This is a genomic window from Bradyrhizobium sp. ORS 86 (assembly GCF_045571475.1).
Classification (GTDB): Bacteria; Pseudomonadota; Alphaproteobacteria; order Rhizobiales; family Xanthobacteraceae; genus Bradyrhizobium.
On the sequence record NZ_CP120699.1, the window covers coordinates 1,546,407 to 1,564,956 of the forward strand.

The 18,550-nt window shown below is 64.7% G+C and carries 12 protein-coding genes; 7 read left to right on the plus strand and 5 right to left on the minus strand.

The window, feature by feature from the left end; translation table 11 throughout:
* Positions 1-45: 45 nt before the first annotated feature.
* Together P6U25_RS07130 and P6U25_RS07135 are read right to left on the minus strand one after the other, a co-directional pair.
* Positions 46-1,386: a S41 family peptidase gene (locus P6U25_RS07130; protein ID WP_407150795.1), complete on the minus strand. Its 1,341-nt coding sequence runs from the start codon at positions 1,384-1,386 to the stop codon at positions 46-48.
* 199 nt (positions 1,387-1,585) lie between these two features.
* Positions 1,586-3,109: a Do family serine endopeptidase gene (locus P6U25_RS07135; protein WP_407150796.1), complete on the minus strand. Its 1,524-nt coding sequence runs from the start codon at positions 3,107-3,109 to the stop codon at positions 1,586-1,588.
* Between the two features lie 758 nt (positions 3,110-3,867).
* On the opposite strand from P6U25_RS07135, the gene P6U25_RS07140 reads away from it, so the two are divergent.
* The 4 genes from P6U25_RS07140 (at position 3,868) to P6U25_RS07155 (ending at position 7,346) form a co-directional block, all read left to right on the plus strand.
* Positions 3,868-4,062 carry a Flp family type IVb pilin gene (locus P6U25_RS07140; RefSeq protein WP_407150797.1) on the plus strand — a complete coding sequence of 65 codons (195 nt, stop codon included), beginning with the start codon at positions 3,868-3,870 and terminating at the stop codon, positions 4,060-4,062.
* Positions 4,063-4,602: 540 nt separating this feature from the next.
* On the plus strand, positions 4,603-5,754 hold the full coding sequence (locus tag P6U25_RS07145; protein WP_407150798.1) for an L-dopachrome tautomerase-related protein: 1,152 nt from the start codon (positions 4,603-4,605) through the stop codon (positions 5,752-5,754).
* 70 nt (positions 5,755-5,824) lie between these two features.
* The gene (locus tag P6U25_RS07150) at positions 5,825-6,556 is read left to right on the plus strand and encodes a GNAT family N-acetyltransferase (protein ID WP_407150799.1); all 732 of its coding nucleotides are present in this window, start codon (positions 5,825-5,827) and stop codon (positions 6,554-6,556) included.
* A 214-nt stretch (positions 6,557-6,770) separates the two neighbouring features.
* The gene (locus P6U25_RS07155; protein ID WP_407150800.1) at positions 6,771-7,346 is read left to right on the plus strand and encodes an outer membrane protein; all 576 of its coding nucleotides are present in this window, start codon (positions 6,771-6,773) and stop codon (positions 7,344-7,346) included.
* 103 nt (positions 7,347-7,449) lie between these two features.
* Here P6U25_RS07155 and P6U25_RS07160 read toward each other — a convergent pair whose 3' ends face one another.
* The 3 genes from P6U25_RS07160 to P6U25_RS07170 form a co-directional block, all read right to left on the minus strand.
* Positions 7,450-8,124: an RraA family protein gene (locus tag P6U25_RS07160; protein WP_407150801.1), complete on the minus strand. Its 675-nt coding sequence runs from the start codon at positions 8,122-8,124 to the stop codon at positions 7,450-7,452.
* A gap of 181 nt (positions 8,125-8,305) precedes the next feature.
* A complete protein-coding gene (locus P6U25_RS07165; RefSeq protein ID WP_407150802.1) occupies positions 8,306-9,334 on the minus strand; it encodes an amidohydrolase family protein in 1,029 nt (342 codons plus the stop codon).
* A gap of 16 nt (positions 9,335-9,350) precedes the next feature.
* Positions 9,351-10,679 carry an MFS transporter gene (locus P6U25_RS07170; RefSeq protein ID WP_407150803.1) on the minus strand — a complete coding sequence of 443 codons (1,329 nt, stop codon included), beginning with the start codon at positions 10,677-10,679 and terminating at the stop codon, positions 9,351-9,353.
* 249 nt (positions 10,680-10,928) lie between these two features.
* Between P6U25_RS07170 and P6U25_RS07175 the strand changes: the two genes are divergently transcribed.
* The 3 genes from P6U25_RS07175 (at position 10,929) to P6U25_RS07185 (ending at position 18,502) form a co-directional block, all read left to right on the plus strand.
* Positions 10,929-11,867, plus strand: a complete 939-nt coding sequence (locus P6U25_RS07175; RefSeq protein ID WP_407150804.1) for a LysR substrate-binding domain-containing protein — start codon at positions 10,929-10,931, stop codon at positions 11,865-11,867.
* A gap of 354 nt (positions 11,868-12,221) precedes the next feature.
* Complete coding sequence (locus P6U25_RS07180) at positions 12,222-14,159, plus strand: autotransporter assembly complex protein TamA (protein ID WP_407150805.1); 1,938 nt, start codon at positions 12,222-12,224, stop codon at positions 14,157-14,159.
* Positions 14,159-18,502, plus strand: coding sequence for a translocation/assembly module TamB domain-containing protein (locus tag P6U25_RS07185; protein ID WP_407150806.1), 4,344 nt, complete (start codon positions 14,159-14,161; stop codon positions 18,500-18,502). The genes P6U25_RS07180 and P6U25_RS07185 overlap by 1 nt, the downstream gene beginning before the upstream one ends.
* Positions 18,503-18,550 lie beyond the last annotated feature (48 nt).

Below are 18,550 nucleotides of genomic sequence, written 5' to 3' on the forward strand. Positions count from 1 at the left end.
GACCCGTCGTGAAGCATGCACGCCACATCCTGCGCTACGGGGACATCATCCCGGTGCACTGGTGCGGATGATCGGCGGATTTTGTGCCGGCAAGCGTTCGAGATAATTCAGCGCTGCCTTGAGCTGGCTGTCATGATCGCTACCGATCAGTTGCTCCTTGATCGGCGGTGAAGCGGTTTGGGCGGATGTGCCCTTGGCGCCCGGCGTTGCGTCGGATCTCGGCAGCGTTCCGGGATTGGCGAACGCACCGTGGAGCTGGGCTTCGCGCCAGACCAGCGAGTTGGCGACCTGTTCGTCCTTGGCCGCCTCGACGACGACGTCGGGCGTGATCCCGTCGCCCTGAATCGAGCGTCCTGACGGGGTGTAGTAGAGCGCCGTCGTCAGCCGCAGGGCGCCGTGGTCCTTGATCGGGATGATGGTCTGAACCGATCCCTTGCCGAAGCTCTGCGTTCCCATCACGGTTGCGCGGTGACGATCCTGCAATGCGCCGGCAACGATCTCGGAGGCCGACGCGGAGGCGCCGTTGACGAGGACCACGATGGGCGTGTCCGGCAGCAGCGCACCCGTTGCGGGAGCCGTGAACGATTGATCGTCATTGCCGTTGCGGCCGCGGATCGAGACGACGGTGCCGCCGTTCAGGAAATCGCTGGAGACGTCGACCGCGGAGGAAAGCAGGCCGCCGGGGTCGTTGCGCAGATCGAGGACGAGACCGGCCAGCTTGCCGTTGGCCTCGTGCTGCAGCGTCGAGATGGCCTGGTGCAGCTCGTTCGGCGTCTCCTTGCCGAACTCGCTGATCCGCACATATCCCATCTCATTCGCTTCCAACCGTGACTTGACGCTGTGGATCTCGATGACCTGACGGGTGAGTGGCACGTCGAAGGGCGGCTTGCCATCGCGCTGGACCGTCAGCCTGACGATCGTTCCAGGTGTTCCGCGAATCTTCCTGATCACCTCCATGAGGTCAGCGCCGTGCGTGCTCTGGCCGTCGACCGAAACGATCGTATCGCCCGGCTGCAAGCCCGCATGGGCGCCCGGCGTGTCGTCGATCGGCGAGAGAACAGTGGGCAAGCCGTTGTGATCCGTGATCTTGAGGCCGATGCCGCCGAACTTTCCGCTGATATCCTCCTTGGACTCGCGGAATTCCGGCTCGGTCATGTAGGAGGAGTGCGGATCGAGACGGGACAGCATTCCCTTCAGGGCCGCGTCGGTGAGCTGGCTCGAGTCGACCGGGTGTACGTAGTCCTGCTGCACGAGCTGCATCACGCCCGCGAGAAGTCCGAGGTCGGCCGTCGAAGGGCCGGCAAGAACGCGGGGGGCCAGACCGAGGCCGATGGCGGCCGCCGATACCGCACAGGCAATTGCGATGGCGCGATGGGATCTCTTCATTGCTTGCTCGTCCAGTGAATGCGCTTAAGACGCGAGCGCGCCGCGGAAGCCGCGGCGACGCAGCAGATATTGATCGTGGTCTTCGATGCCATTCGCGGCTTTCCGATAGCGGTTCCGGTGCTGCCACCAAGAATTGATCGACATCTCGGTGATCGAGCCCGCCGTCGCGCTTGGAGAATACGCGACGGCGGGCCAGCCGTCATCCCTGGCTGATCGGCATCGCGACGAAGTGCGTATTGTCCGACGTCTTGACCCGCATCAGGACATCATGCTTGCCGTCGGACTTCGCTTCCGAGAGGGCGTTGCGAAGGTCGGCGGCGGAACTGACATCCTTGCCTCCGACCGACAGGATGACATCGCCGGACTGCAGGCCGTGCTCGGCTGCCGGACCGCCCGGCTCAACCGCCGTGACCACGACGCCCTTGTCGCCGGCACCTCCGACATCGCCCGCCGGGGCAACCGACAGGCCGAGATGGGGAATGCCTTTCGGCGATCCTTGCTCGGATTGGTCTGCCCGCGCCACATTAGTGTCGTTCGGCATCTTGGCGAGCGTCACCGTGACCGTCTGGGTCTCGCCCTTGCGCAGGATATCGAGCTTCGCCGTGCTACCCGGGGCCATGCCGGAAATCTCGCGCGCGAGCGTTCGCGAGTCCTTGACCGCGTTGCCGTTGACAGACGTGATCACGTCGCCGGGGCGGATGCCGGCTTGTGCCGCCGGCGTGTCCGGCCGGGCCTCGTCGACTAGCGCGCCCTTGGCCTGCTTCAGGCCGAGGCTCTCGGCAATGCCCGTCGTGACCGGCTGCACCTGCACGCCGAGCCAGCCGCGCGTCACCGTGCCGTGCTCCTTGAGCTGGGCGACGATCATCTTCACCGTCGGTGCCGGCACGTCGAAGCCGATCCCGACCGAGCCGCCGGATGGCGAATAGATCGCGGTGTTGACGCCGATGACGTTGCCGTTGGTGTCGAAGGTCGGCCCGCCGGAGTTGCCCTTGTTGATCGGCGCGTCGATCTGGATGTAGTTGTCATAGGGGCCTGCGCCGATATCGCGCCCCTCGGCCGAGATGATGCCGGCCGTCACGGTGCCGCCGAGGCCATAGGGATTGCCGACCGCCACGACCCAGTCGCCGACCCGAGGAACCTGGCTTTCGAGATTGACGTAGGTGAAGTCCTTCTTGCCGTCGACCTTGATCAGCGCAAGGTCGGTCTTCGGATCGGTGCCGATCACCTTGGCGGTATAGATGGTCCCGTCGTCCGTCGTGACCTGCACGGACGTCGCATGATCGACCACGTGATTGTTGGTCACGGCATAACCGTCGGCCGAAATGAAGAAGCCGGAGCCGACGCCGGTGATGACCTCATGGCGCGGCAGCTTGCCGCCGGGAGTGCCGTCGAAGCCGAACTGGCGAAAGAATTTTTCGAAGGGCGTGCCCTTCATCGACGGCGGCAGGTTCTCAGCACTGGGACCAGTTGTATCGCTCCCTTCGTCGAGCTTCACGCGCACCGAAATGACCGCCGGTTTGACCTTCGCGACCAGGTCGGCGAAGCCGGCGGGACCCTGCGTCTGTGACGCCTGAGTGGCGGCAAAGGCTTGCTCGACAAGTCGGCCGTGTCCCAACGGCCCTGCGATCGCGAGCGCGCCGCCGATCATCGCAACGGAGCCGAGCAGTGTGAGACGTCGGGCCGACAAGATCCTGTGACGCAATTTGGTGTTGTCGTCTGGCATGATGGTTCTCCCGGGATTGGTTGCCTGATATGGCTAAGGAGAAACCTATCGCCGCCGCATTACCGCGTCCTGTCGAGAGCATTAATTCGCGGGATAGGTTGCTAAATTCGCGGTAACGATCGGCGGTGACGACACATCCGAAATTGCAGGTGAGAACACGTGCCGTAGAGGCGATGCATCCTGCGCTGATCTCCGAATTCCTAGGCCGTTCGCGGGATATCAAGCGCGGCACCTTTCTGTCGGCCGACGCAATGTGAGTCTGTCGGGCGACGGAATGTGAGAGCGCGTCTGGCGCGCTTGCCCGTCCCGTCCCGGAGCGCTTGCCTCGCGTGCGCCCGCTTGCCGAGGTTGAATCGTTGCAATGCCACCCGGTATCTGAATACGCGAGTAGATCTGGCTCGACAGCGGCAAGTTGTCGCGCGGCGGGCCGCCGCATACGCCGTAATCCGGCGCAAAGGACGCGCAGCAATCGGTCGGTTCGAACGCCGCGATCGGCATCTCAACGCTCGGCGATCAGGGTCGTAAGCCATTGTTTTCGAAGTAGTTTGATCGCGTCCCTCGACCGCTCCGGAGCCCGCGCGGCACCCTTGTTCAAATCCGGCCGGTCTGCTTTCAGCACAATTCGAGGTTTAATTTCGTTCGATTGTCGCGCAAATCGACGGATCGGCGATTCAAACAGCTTTAGGATTTGTCGCGCTACCCCCGGTTGTGGACGCAGAGATGTCCCATCGTTTTGGAAAGTAGAAAAGGGTACAGCGATGAAGGCTATTTGCGTTGAGTTCTTTAAGGATGAATCCGGGGCTACCGCCATCGAATACGGGTTGATCGCGGCGGGCATCGCGGTTGTGATCATCGGGGCCGTCAAGGGTGTCGGCACGCAGTTGATCGACGTCTTCGGCAAGGTCTCCACGGCTTTGACCCCCGCCGCTCCCCCTCCCCCCAGCAGCGGCTAGTCAAGCAAATCGACTGACCTAGCGTTCTCAGCGCATTGTGGCTGGTCAGTTGGCAACGCACCGGGTGGTGACCTGTTCACCCGGTGCGTTGCATTTGCCAATCTATCGACCGAAGGCAGGTATGCATCGCTGCGCTTGCCGCGCGCCGTCGCCTCGGGGCCCATTGATGCCCGCTCATCACACGCGTGGGTTTGACGGCAGTGAGCCGACCAACGGATCAGAGTGTTATGCTCGGCCAACGACCAACATCGGCGCGAACCAGACTTGCGTCTGCTGCTGCGGAAGCGCAGGCGATAGCGGTCGGCGAGCCCTCACGAACAAGCGACCGCCCGCGAGGCAATCGTTTGGCGCTCGAGCAGAATCGTGAAGCCGTCGCGCCATTGAACCGCCTCGCAGTTCTGATCCTCCTCCATTGATATTCTCCCTAGACGCCCGACCGATCGTCGCGCGGCGCAATCGGATGTGTCCCATGCCGGAACGCGTGGCCGGGTGATCAAGTTGTCAGCGGGGCGCAGGGGGCATATCGACAGGGAGGTCCCGTTGTCCAAGGCAATGCTGCACAAGATGATCCTGCTTGGCGTCGCGCTGTCGCCGATCGCGGCGCATGGTGAAAGCCCGGAGGGGATGACAAGGGTTGGGCCGGCCCTCGAAACGGTCAAGGCATTCCAGGATGACTTCCGGCTGGTCGGTATCGGCGTCTCGGCAAAGGGCCGTGTGTTCGCGACCGCACCGGCAAGCCGGGCCCGATCGGCTTACAGTATGGTCGAGGTCAATCCGAGGACGGGCGAGTTGAAGCCTTATCCCGATGCAGCATGGAATAAATTCGACGAGCAAGGCAACGGCAGTTCGCAGTGGATCTCGGTCCAGGCCCTTTGGGTGGACCGCAGAGACCATCTTTGGGCGCTCGACTCGTCGTTGTCCAAGGTCGATCAGGAGCGTCTGCCGCCGAAACTGGTCGAGTTCGACCTCTCGACCAACAAGGTCATCCGACAATATGACTTCAGCGGCGTCGTGTCCGCGAAGGACTCGCTCAACGATGTGCGTGTCGATGTCGTTCACAACTTCGCTTATCTGACCAATGCGGCGAACAAGGGCAGCCTGGTCGTGCTGGATCTGAAGACCGGCAAGGCCCGGCAGGTGCTGGTTGGCGACCGTTCGACATTTGCCGATCCCAAGCAGCATCTCATGATCGGCAAGGATCCCGCATTGCGCACCGATGGATCGGTGGTTGCGATCCATGCCGACGGCATCGCACTCTCGCCGGATTCCCAATGGCTCTATTACCGGCCATTGACGGACCACAATTATTGGCGCGTGCCCACCGCGGCCTTGCGTGATGACCGGCTGTCCGACACCGAGCTTGCCAGGAAGGTCGAATATCTCGGTAGCTCCGTGTTGAGCGGTGGCCTGATCATGGACAGACGCGGCACGCTCTATGGCGGCGATCTGGAGCACGGCAGCGTCGTCGCCATCACGAGGACGCCGAGCCATACGCTCGCGACCAAGGTCTTCGTTCGCGATCCCGGAAAGCTTTCGTGGGCCGACGGCTTTGCGATCAGTCAGGGCTACCTCTACATCGCCGATTCGCATTTGTGGGAAGTGGCCTTCAAGAACAACCTGCCGCGCTCGGGCCCGTTTACAATTTTCAGGACCAAGCTACCCGAGCCCAATATCCGGAGGCGACGACGCTAGGACTGCTGAGGTCCCGTAGAGCCGGATGCCGACCCTCGACGGATGCCGAGAAGCTGCTAGATACTGCCCCATGAGTCGCAACGCCCACTGGTTGAACCTGCAATACTGCACGTTGTTTCGCACGAGGAGCGACCGGCGAATAGAACGCGAGAACGATCCGGATTGTTCGCGTGGACCGCGATTCTGGCTGGCCGGTTGCGCGGATGGCAATGTGTTCGGAGTGCGTGCCGATTTGACCGACGACCTTGCGGCGGAACTGGAAGCCCTTGCCGGGGATGAGCCGCCGTTCGTCTACCCGGCATCACCGAAATATCTTGAACGCTATCTGTCGCTCCTCCACGGTGATCGTCCCGCGATCGCCGATTTGGGTCTGATCTACGAATTGCCGTGGGCGCATCCGTATCCGGGCGGCGCGCGGCTCGTCAGCAGCGATTCCGAGGAAGGGCGAGATCTGATCCGATCCTGGGCGGCGGACGGAGTTCCGGAAAGCTTCATTGAACTCGGCTTTGGTCGAGCGACGGACTTCTGGACGCCTTGGTGCGCCGCCATTGTTGATGGTGACGTCGCCTCCGTGGCCTTTGCGGCGCGGCTTGCCGAAGCCGGAGCCGAACTCGGGCTGGTGACAGCGAAGCCGTTCAGAGGTCGGGGCCTTGCCGCCGCTGTGACGGCGGGATGGTCGCGGCTTTCCGAACTTCGCTCTCGCGCCCTGTTCTACAGCACCGGCCGAGACAATATCGCGTCGCAACGCGTTGCCGGCCGCCTCGGTCTCCGGCTCCGCGGAGCCAGCTTGCGGATTTCATAGCACACGATAGTTGAAGGATGACCGCTGCGAGTGCTGCTACGCCCTGACTTGACGGTGCGGGACGAAGGCGCGTGGCTGGCGTTTTCCGAGAGGGCCGGGCAGGTGGCGCCGAGGCTGTTCCGCTGGCATTCTCGATGTCCGCAGCGTATAGTTTCGCGGGGGTGTTGGCGGTATCGGAATGTCGATCTTCTCACGCAAATGCGGTTTCGTAATCGTGTTGGCGGCGCTGTGTGTCAGCGGCCGCGCGGCTAACGCTCAAACCGGCCCGGTGCCGTATTGGACTCCGGGCTCGCTGTTCGGCTTCGGCGCAAGCCTCGCCGATGGCCAAAAGGCGGACACCTACGGGAACTTTCCGAGCTTTGGCGAAGGCGGCTCCGCCTATCTGAACGGCAATCGTCCCGAAGGCTGGTTCGTCAATGGCGAAGCGGGTCGCTTCGGCTTGAGCGGTCTCGGCCAGGCCGGGGCGTTCGGCTCGTTTGATTACCAGGGCTCGCGGTTCGGCTACAACTTCAAGGGCGCGGATGGATCATCACCGGTCACGTTCTACGCCGGGTTTGATTCTCTGAAATACAACGCCCCAGGCATCGGCGGACCGATCGCGCCGTTCAGCACCGCGTCGGGCACCAACGCCGGCTACGCCGCGCATGCAGGTATCGAGTATCGGCCGACATCGAATGTGAGCTTGTCGTTCGGGGTTGGTTACACGCAGTTGCAATCCGAACGCACCGACAGCGACATCAACTCGCCACTGCTGCCCGGCCAGTCGCCGATTCTCTTCGGCGGCCGCTAAAGCTGATGAGCTGAATTGAACTAGAGCGGCAACTGAGATTCACCTCCCCCAAGGGAGAAGTGAACCTCCGGCACCGGTTCTCGATCTCATCACGGCCCGGCGATCAGTCCCTGTACTCGCAGCCAAGCCGCTGCAGCGCCTCGTCGACCCAGCGGCGGTCGCTGGTGCCGGCCAGGATCTGCTGGATGGCCTTTTCCTCGCTCGCCTTCTTGGCCTCGGTCAGCTTGCAGATCTCCTCGGCCTGGTCATACGGCACGCACAGCACGCCGTCGTCGTCGGCTACGATGAGGTCGCCGGGCTCGACGATCATGCCGTCGATCGAGATGGCGCAATTAATCTCGCCGGGGCCGTCCTTGTAGGGGCCGCGATGCGCGACGCCCGCGGCAAACACCGGAAACGACCCGGCGCGGATCGCGCCGGCATCGCGGATCGAGCCGTCAATCACGAAGCCGGCGACGCCCTTCTTCTCGGCCAGCGTCGACATGATCTCGCCGATGATCGCGTTGACCAGCACGCCGCCGGCATCGACGACGATCACGTCGCCCGGCTGGGCAAGGTCGATCGCCTTGTGGACCATCAGATTGTCGCCGGGCCGCGTCTTGACGGTCAGCGCCGGGCCGCCGAGCCAGCCGCCGGCATGCATCGGACGCAGCCGGTTGGTGCCCGCGATCCGCGACATGCTATCGCTGATATTGGCGACCGGCAGCGTGCGGAAGCGCGCGACCAGGTCGGGCGATACCTTTCGCTTCGCCTTGTGAATTGCAAATCCTATGGCCATCGGTTTTCTCCGGGTCTGTGATGGGCGCTGAAGTCAATTGTCGTTTTGCTGTGAGTCCCTCATGGTGAGGAGCGCGGAACGCGCGTCTCGAACCATGAGGCCCCGCCTGTGGCCTGCATCCTTCGAGACGCCCTGCGGGCTCCTCAGGATGAGGAGATAGAGTATTGGTCGCGCAGCAACACTACTGCGCGCGGCGTTCGAGGTGAGCATTCAGGCGAGGATAGACACGGCGCGCGTTGCCTTCATAGATCTTGGCCTTGTCCTCTTCGCTCAAGCTCGGCAGCGCATCGATATAGCGGCGGGTGTCGTCGAAGTGGTGCCCGGTCTCCGGGTCGATGCCGCGGACCGCGCCGACCATCTCGGACGCAAACAGGATGTTCTCGATCGGGATCACCTTCGTCAACAGCTCGATGCCCGGGCGATGATAGACGCAGGTGTCGAAGAACACGTTTTTCAGCAAATGCTCCGACAGCGGCGGCAGCTTCATGTCCTGCGCCAGGCCGCGGTAGCGGCCCCAGTGATAAGGCACCGCGCCGCCGCCATGCGGGATGATGAATCGCAGGGTCGGGAAGCGCTTGAACAGGTCCGATGTCAGGAACTGCATGAAGGCCGTGGTGTCGCCGTTGAGGTAATGCGCGCCGGTACCGTGGAAGCACGGGTTGCAGGACGAAGAGACATGGACCATCGCCGGCACGTCGAGCTCGACCATTCTCTCGTAGAGTGGAAACCACCATTCATCGGTCAGCGGCGGATCGCACCAGTAGCCGCCCGCCGGGTCAGGATTGAGGTTGCAGCCGACGAAGCCGAGCTCGTTGACGCAACGCTCGAGCTCCTCGATACAGTTGCTCGGCTGCACGCCCGGGCTCTGCGGGAGCTGGCAGACCGGGACGAAGTTGTTCGGGAATAGCGTGCAGACCCGATGCACCAGGTCGTTGCAGACCCTGGTCCATTCCAGGCTGGTCGCTGCCTTGCCAACGTGATGCGCCATGCCGGCGGCGCGCGGCGAGAAGATCGTGACGTCGGTGCCGCGCTCCTTCTGCAAGCGAAGTTGCGCGCCTTCGACGCTGTCGCGGATCTCGTCGTCGGTGATGCCGAGATTGGTCGAGAGCGGACGGCGTGACTTGTCGGCGAGGCCGGCGAGCTGCTTGTCGCGAAACGCGTGCAGCTTGGGCGGCTCGGTGGTGTAGTGCCCGTGGCAATCGATGATCATGACCTTACTCTCTCTTTCAGTGCGCAACGGATGACGAGATCGCTGCCGTCAGCTCCGCCTCGCGGGGTTTGACGCGCATGGTGGCGGCGATCGCGGAGGCGATGACCAGGAAGCCGGCGATCCCGACCAGCGCCCATGAGAAGCTGCCGGTGGAGTCCTTGATCAGGCCGATGCACCAGGGGCCGATCAGGCCGCCGAACTGCGCCAGCGTATTGACCAGCGCGATCGACGCGGCGCCGGCGGCGCCTGTCAGTAGCGAGGCATTGATGCTCCAGAACAGCGGGTTGCCGGCGTTCAAGCTGAAGCCGGCCACGCAAAGGAAGACGAAGGCGAGCACCGGGCTCTGGACGTAGGCGCTGCCGAGCATCGCGACGGCGGCGAGCAGATACACCGCGGCGAGGTGAAACTTGCGATCGCCCGTCCGGTCCGAGCTGCGGCTCACCACGATGGTGCCGACGACGCCGAGCAGCGGAGGGATTGCCGAGAGAAACCCGACCTCGATATTGCTGAGGTTGCCCATGCCCTTGATGATCTGCGGCAGCCATAAGAGCAGGCCGTAGATGCCGACCAGCGCGCAGCCGAACAAGGTCGCGAGCAGCCAGACCCTGATGTCAAGGACGCAATCGATCAACCTGTGTTGTCCTTGTTGCGCGATCTCGGCCCGTTCGGCGGCGAGCTCACCTTCCAGCCAGTCGGCCTGCTCGCGGGTGAGCCAGCTCGCCTTGGCGGGACGGTCGGTCAGATAATAGAGCGTGAACAGGCCGAGAAGAATGGTCGGGACGCCTTCGGCGATGAACATCCATTGCCAGCCGTGCAGGCCGGCGGCGCCGTCGAACCAGGTCATGACGCTGGTCGAGATCGGCCCGCCAAGCACCGCCGAGAACGAGCCTGCGATGATGTATCCGGCAACAGCACGGGCGCGATAGCGCGGCGGAAACCAGTAGGTCAGATAGAGCACTACGCCCGGCATGAAGCCGGCTTCCGCCACGCCGAGGCCGAATCGCATGACGTAGAGGCTGAGCGGATTCCAGACAAAAGCGGTGAGAGTTGCGACGAGGCCCCAGGTGATCAGGATGCGCGCCAGCCAGATCCGGGCGCCGAGCAGGTGCAGCATCAGATTGCTTGGGACTTCGAGCACCATGTAGCCGAGAAAGAAAATGCTGGCCGCGAAGCCGAAGATCGCGGGGCTGAGGCCCAAATCCTTGTTCATGGTCAAGCCGGCGTAGCCGAGATTGATGCGATCGAGATAGTTGAAGAACATCATCACGAACAGGATCGGGATCAGCCTCCAATACACGCGGCGGATGGTTTGCCGCTCCAGCTCGCTTGCAGATGAATAGGCCATTGAATTCCTCCCTTATTATTATGATGTTGCCGGTGACCGGCGCGCGCAGCTTTCTGGGAGATCGCCAATCGGCTGCGGCGCGATCGCATGGCCGATCGGCGGTGCGCGCAGTGCCGCTTGATCCGATCTTGACGCAAATTCGCGTGTCTCCGCTGGGAGACCCCCGTAATTTCGCGCCAAGATCGGGAAATGGCCCGGTGGGGTCAAATACCTTGTTGACCTCTCACTTATAGGGAATCGGAATAAGCGATGGACTACCGGCAACTTCGCTACTTCATCGCGGTGGCCGAAGAACTCTCCTTCAGCCGCGCCGCGAAACGCCTGCATGTCAGCCAGCCGCCGCTGAGCACGCAGATCAAGGCGATGGAAGACGAACTTGGGACGCAACTGCTGGCGCGGACGCGCCGTGCGGTGGCATTGACCCAGGCAGGGCAATTGCTGCTCGAGCATGCGCGGCGCGCCGTCGGTGAGCTCGATCTGGCATCGGAGACCGTGCGTCGCGCGGCGCGGGGCGAGGCCGGCGTGGTTCGGGTCGGCTTCATCGGCTCGGTCCCGATGCTCGACATGTTCGCCGAGCTGTTCCGCAGCTTTCGCTCCAGCTATCCGCGGGTGAAGATCGAGCTGCGGAATATGTCGACCGCCAAGCAGCTTCAGGCTATCGCCGACGCCGAGCTCGATGTTGCGATCATGCGGCCGCCGCTTGATTTCAGGCCCGCGGCCGATCTGCAAGTCCACGTCGTCTGGCGCGACCTGCTGATGGCCTTTCTGCCGCTCGATCATCCGCTGGCTGGCGTTCAGGGGCGACTGAAGGTCGCCGATCTCGCCGAGCACGAGTTCGTCGGAATGGCGGATAGCGGTTGCGGCGTGTGCGACCAGTCCGCGATGCTGTGCCGGCGGGCGGGCTTTGCGCCCCGCGTGGCGCAGGAAGCGCATGAACTGCGCACTGTGCTCAGCCTGGTTGCTGCCGGAATTGGACTCTCGATTCTGCCGTCCTGCTATCAGGACGCTGGAGTCGCCAATGTCGTCGCGAGGCCGCTGGATACACCGGATGCCGAAAGCCGCATGCTGGTGGCGATGCGCACCAGCAATGCCTCGCTGCTGCCGCGGCGCTTCGTCGAATGCGCGCTGCAAGCTTCATCGCGGAGTGCGCTGCCGCGTGCGGCTGACGTCGTTCCCGTCGCGGGCTGATCTAAGCCACGCCTCGCGCCGCTTCAGATGCGCGACGCCACATCTTGCGTGGAACATTCCGCACACTGCGCTCTGCCGTTCTCACTTAATCAAAGGTAAATCGCGCGAGTTCCCTTGCGCTTGCCCTAGTTTATCCATGATACGCCTATCAACTTCCCGTGTGGTGCCTGTCCAATGCGGAGACAGGGGATCGCCGCGCCTGAGTGGGGCTCGGGTTGAGTCGACAAGTGAGTTGGGAGCGGGACAATCAATCGGCTCATGGTGCGACGATGTCTGCTCCCTTCGCTGGGGCAGGCAAGCCGAAGATATTTTTCTGCGACGCGACGCATCCTGGGGACGGGCTGCGCGGCGATCGTGCTCGCGACCTGGTCGCTGTGCGAATCGGCTCATGCCCTCGATTTCTTCGGCCTGTTCGGTTCCGACGATCCGCCCCCGGTCAGCGCCACGACACTATCCTACCGCCTGGTGATCGAGGCCAAGACTGCGGATGGCAAGGAAGACAGCGATGCCGAGCAGGCGTTGCGTGACGCTTCCGCCACCTATCGCCTTCGGCAGGAGCCGCCGCCGGATGGCGACGGTCTGGTGCGCCGCCTACAGGGCGATATCAATCCGCTGCTCGACGCGCTGTGGGGTCTCGGCCGCTACAACGCGGAGGTCAGTGTCGCCGTCGATGGAGTTCCCGTCGCTCCGCTCGACGAGACAGGTTTCGCTGCCGCGGCGCGCCGGGCCGAGGCGTCGCGCAACCGGGCCGTTGTTCCGATCAAGATTACCGCGCGACTCGGTCCGCTGTTCAAGCTGCGGACAGTCGATGTCGATTATCCGCGCGATCAGGCGCCACAGGGGTTGCCACGCCGCGCTCTTGCGCTGAAGCCGGGCGATCCGGCTGTGTCCGCCGACCTGCGCGCCGCGCAGCTCAAGCTCATCGATTGGTTTCGCAGCAACGGACATCCGCTGGCGAAAATCGCGGACGTCAAGGCAACGGTGGATCACGCCGCGGCCGCGATGGACCTTCGCCTGCGGGTCGATGCGGGCCCCAAGGCCGGCATCGGCGCCGTCACCATCTCGGGCGACGGGGCTGTCGACCCGCGGGTGGTGGCGAGCCATGTTTATCTCAGGGAAGGCGAACCGTATTCTCCCGAACGGCTGGCATTGACCAAAACCTCGATCGCCAAGATCCCGGCGATCGGCGGGATTCGCATCCGCGAGGCCGACAGGCTCGATGCCAACGGCAACCTGCCGGTCTTCATCGATGTAACCGAACGACCCCGGCATGCGGTGGGTCTGTCGGCGAAATATTCGACGGTCGATGGTCCCGGCATAGCGGGCTACTATGAGGATCGGAACATATTCGGCGGCGGCGAGCGGCTGCGGCTGGAGGCGTCGGCCTCTCTCTTGCAGCGCGTCGATGGAACGTCCTTCAACGGCCTCAGCAATCTTCGCGCGTCGGATTTCGGTGCGCGATTCACCGGAACCTTCATCAAGCCGGGCCTCTTCGGCACGCCCAACGACCTCTTGATCGAAGCCACCGCCTTCCGTGAGCGCGTTGGCAACAACGAACTCGGCGGCTACGCCGACGATACGGTGCGCGGCACCATCGGCGTGGTCCATCGCTTTTCGGAGACGGCCTCGCTGCAAGGCGGCCTTCAGGTCGAGCAATCGAGATCGCAGGACGTGCTGGGTCGGGTCGATGCGACGCTCGTCGGCTTCACCGCGACCGGCCGCTACGATACGACGGACAATCCGCTCGATCCGACGCGCGGTGTGCGCCTTGCCGCGACCGTCAATGCCTATCCGAAGCTGATGGGCTCCACGATCAATTTGTTCGAGGGCCGCGTCTCGGGGTCGGCCTACTACGCGCTCGATGAGCAGGCCGATTACGTGCTGGCGGGTCGGCTGGCCGCGGGCTCGCTCGCGGGGGCGCCTTTGGCCGACATTCCGGATTCGCACCGCTTCTTCGCGGGCGGCGGCGGATCGGTGCGCGGCTACGGCTTCAACACCATCTCCCCGATGATGTTCGGTCAGATCACCGGCGGCAGCAGCCTGATCGAGGGCTCTGCCGAAGTGCGCGTGAGGATCACGCCCACCATCGGCCTCGTGCCGTTCCTCGACTTCGGTTCGGTGTCCCGCTCGTCGCTGCCGGGCTTCAGCGACTATGTCGGCTACGGGGCGGGACTTGGCCTGCGTTATCTCACGCCGGTCGGCCCGATCCGTCTCGATGTCGCGACACCGCTGAACCCGCGCCCTGGCGACAGCCGCTACGCGATCTATGTCAGCATCGGGCAGGCCTTCTGATGCGCGCGCGACGGGCTCTTGCCATCGGCTTCGCCATTGCGGCGCTCGGGCTCGTCTGCGTCGCGGTGCTCGGCACCGTTCTCTACCGAACGGCGGGCGGGACCGGCGAGAACCAGCAGGACATGCTTGCCAGCCTGGTCTCGCGAACGCTCTCGACGCCCGCGACGCAGGTTCATATCGGCGCCGTCGATGGCATCCTGTCGTCGGATGCCACGGTGCGCGACGTCAGCATCACCGACAAGGACGGGGTTTGGCTGACCCTCGACAAAGCCCGTCTGGTCTGGCGGCGCAGCGCGCTGCTGGCGGGGCGGCTGGAGATCGATCGGCTCGAGATCGGCACGCTCGATATCAAGCGCAAGCCGCTGCCGTCGGATCAGCCGGCCGCGGCGTCCGACCAGCCGATCCTGCCGGAGCTTCCCGTGAAGGTGCAGGTGAAGGCTTTCGACCTGCACGCCCTGGTGCTAGGCCAGCCGATTCTCGGCGAGGCCCTGAGCGTCAAGGCCACCGGCAACACCGAACTCGGCTCGCCCTCGGAAGGCCTCGTTTTCAATCTCGACGCGACACGCACCGATTTCCCCGGGCGCTTCAAGGCTGCGCTCGCCTTCGTGCCGCAGGGCAACGCACTGACCCTCGACGTCACGCTCGACGAGCCCGCCCACGGACTGATGTCAAAGATCGGTCATCTGCCGGGTGAGCCGCCGGTCACCTTCGCGCTTGGCGGCAAGGGTACGCTCGATGCCTTTCGCGGCGCGTTGAAGTTTCAGGCCGGGCCCACGATCGACGCCGCCGGCGCGATTACGCTTGACCGCAACGGGGCGGGCCGCGTGCTTGCAACCCGCCTCTCGAGCCATCTCGGGCCGCTGCTGCCGTCAGTTGCTGCGCCCGTTTTTGCAGGCGAGACCAATCTCGACGGCACCACGCATTTTGGTGACGACGGCAGCGTCGCACTGGACGGGTTGACGCTCACGAGCCGTCTGGCGCGACTCGACGTGAAAGGTCTGCTCGGCGCCGACAAGGTGATGGATTTCTCGGCCTCGATCCGTGCCCTGCCAAGCAATGGCGACGTCACCGAGACGGACCAGGGCTTGATCCGCAGCCTGGTGTTCGACAGCAGGGTCAACGGGCCGATCAAGGCTCCCACGCTCACGGCCAAGCTTGCGCTGTCAGGCGCCCGCTTGCCGGATGGCGATCTCGACGCTCTCGATGCCTCGCTCACGGCGGTGCCTCGCTCGAAGCCCTCGGACCCCGCAACGCATATCGTGGTGGACGCGAATTTGCGGGCCTCCGGCATCGCGCCGCGCGACCCTGGCCTCGCAGCAGCGATCGGCCGCACCGCGTCGCTCGTGCTCCACGGCAGCACTGATCTGGGTGGCCACGCCACCATCGAACGGCTGGAGGTCGGCACGCCGACGGTCCAGGCCACCTATAGCGGTGATGTCAGCCCCGATCGGCTCCACGGCCGCGCGACCGGAACGATGCCTGACCTCGCCCGCTTCGGCGATCTCGCCGGGTTGAAGCTCAAGGGCGCGGTAGCGCTCGGCCTCGATCTCGACGCCGACCGCGAGCACGGCCTCGTCGACGCCAAATTGTCCGGCACGGGCGAGGGGATCGCGACGGGTCTCGCAGCGCTGGACAGGCTCACCGGACCGCAGGTCACGCTCGCGGCCGATGTCAGCGCGGACAGCAGCGGCGACATTTACACCGTCCGCGACGTCTCGCTCGACGGCGCCCATGTCGCACTTCGCGCCAAGGGAAGGGTGACCCGCGAGACGAGCGACCTCTCGGCGCATGTCAATCTGCCTGATCTTGCCGCGGCCGATGCGCGCCTTTCGGGCGCGGGCGCTGTCGACGTCAGTCTGACCGGAGGGCTTGCTCATCCGGGCCTATCGTTCGCGGGCTCGGTGGATCGCGCCACTGCGATGCGGCGCCCCATCCCGCATCTTGAGCTCGCCGCGACCATCAGCGACTTCAAAGGACCCTGCGTGATCGACGCCAGGCTCGACGGTATGATCGACGGCAAGTCCGCGCGCGGGGTGGTGCAGGCCAGTCGCCAATCGGGCGACACGGCTGCTTCGGCTTTCGCCGGATGGGACGCCAAGACCATCGACGTCGCGATCGGCTCGGTCTCCCTGAAGGGGGCCGGGACGATCGATGCGCAAAATCTCGCACGCGGGCAGCTTCGCTTCGCCGCGGGCTCGCTCGCCGACCTCTCGCCGCTCGCCTTGATGGACCTCGCCGGCTCGGCGTCGCTCGATCTTGCGGCATCCGTTGAAGGCGACCAGCAATCCGTCCGCGTCGCCGGCAAGGGTGAGGGACTCCGCGCCGCCGGTGCCGCGATCCGCAGTTTCGATCTGCGCGCCGACGCGGCCGATCTCTACCGCCATCCGCTGCTCAACGCGGACGCCAAGGTCACCGGCGCCGAGGTTGCCGGCCAAACCATCACGAGCGCCACCCTGACCGCGCGAGGAAGCGCCAGCACCAGCACCATCGGCCTGTCGGCCAAGGCGGCCGGCTTCGATCTCGATGCCGGAGGCGTGCTGACGGCTAAGGATCGCACGCGGTTCGATCTCAACCGTTTCACCGCTCGGCGCGGTGCTAGGGCGATCGCGTTGCGGGGACCGGCGAGCTTCACGCTCGACGACGGAAGCGTGCTGATCGAGCATTTGGCGCTCGGCGTCGGCAACGGCCGCTTTACGGCTGACGGCAGCGTAGGCAAAACGCTCAACGTCAAAGCCATCGCGAGCGCAATTCCGCTCGGCGAGGCCGATGTCGTGATGCCGGGCCTGGGGCTTGCCGGAACGCTCGACGCCTCGGCGACGATCGCCGGCTCCACGAGTGCTCCGACGGGCCAGTACAAGGTGTCCGTCAAGCAACTGACCGCGCCGCAGGGCCGCAGCGCCGGCCTGCCGCCGATCGACCTTGCGGCAGAGGGCCGCCTTGAGGGAAGCCGCGCGAGCCTCGCCGCTACGGTCGCCGCGGGAAAAGCCGGCTCGATCACGGCCTCCGGCACGGTGCCGCTCGATGCCACGGGGCTGATCTCGCTGACCGCGAAGGGCCGTCTTGATGCCGCAGTCGCCAACGCCGCATTGTCAGCGTCCGGCCGCACGGTGTCCGGCACCGTCGTGCTCGATGCCCACGTGGGCGGCACGCGCGCGAAGCCCCAGATCGGCGGTGCCGCCACCTTGAGCGCGGGCACCTTCCGCGACAGCCTGCTCGGCACCCGCTTCGACAACATTGCAGCGAAGGTGACGGCAGAAGGCGACCGCATCGTCGTCGAGCGCCTCGCCGCGGCGACGCCCAACGGCGGCACATTGTCCGGCTCCGGGCAGGTCCGGGTTGCCCCCGATGAGGGCTTCCCGGGCACGGTCTCGATCCGTGGACAACAGGCGACGCTGGCGGCCAGTGCGCTTGCCACCGCGCAGGCCAATCTTGCGATCGACGTCAGCGGCGCTCTGGCGCGCGATCCGCGGATCACTGGCCGGATCGACCTGACCCATGTCAGCATCGATATCCCCGATCGCCTGCCGTCGACGCTGAAACCGATCGACGGCATCAACCATGTCAACGCTTCGGGCCAGGCGGCTGCGCGTCTCGCCGCGGCACGCAAGGCCGAGGCGTTGAAAGGCAGCAAAGGGCGCGCCGCGCTGTTCAATGCCGCGCTCGACGTTTCAGTGTCGGCGCCGAACCACGTCTTCATTCACGGCCGTGGGGTGAACGCGGAGCTCGGCGGCTCCGTTCATGTGGGTGGAACGACCAACGCTCCGGTGCCGAAAGGCGCCTTCTCGCTTTACCAAGGCAAGCTGGCGGTGCTCGGAAAGACCTTGACCTTCACCAAGGGCAATCTCTCCTTCAACGGCGATCTTGCTCCCGAGCTCGACTTTGCAGCGGAGATACAGGCCTCCGACATCACCGCGCAGGTCGGCATCTCCGGTCCCGCCGCCGCGCCGGTCTTCGCTTTCACGTCGCAACCGGAGTTGCCGCAGGACGAGATTCTGTCGCGCGTCCTGTTCCAGAAGGCGTCGGGCAGCCTGACGACGTCGCAAGCGCTGCAACTCGCGCAGGTGGCGGCGCAGTTCGCGAGCGGCGGTGAGGGGACAGTGGACCGCATGCGCCGCTCGCTCGGTGTCGACAGCCTGGATGTCGGCGCCGGGGCAGGCGGCCCGATGGTCGGCGCGTCGCGCGCGATCGGCGACAGGCTGAGCGTGGGTGTACGGACGGGCGCGAGCGCCAGCCAATCCGGCGTATCGGCCAATGTGGACGTCACGCGCCACATCCGGGTCGAATCGGATGTCGACGCGAAAGGTGCGACGTCGGTCGGTATAGGAACGCGATACGAATGGTAACGTGAGCGACTTCTGCGATGGGGTAGACGCGATCTGCGAGGGCCGAAC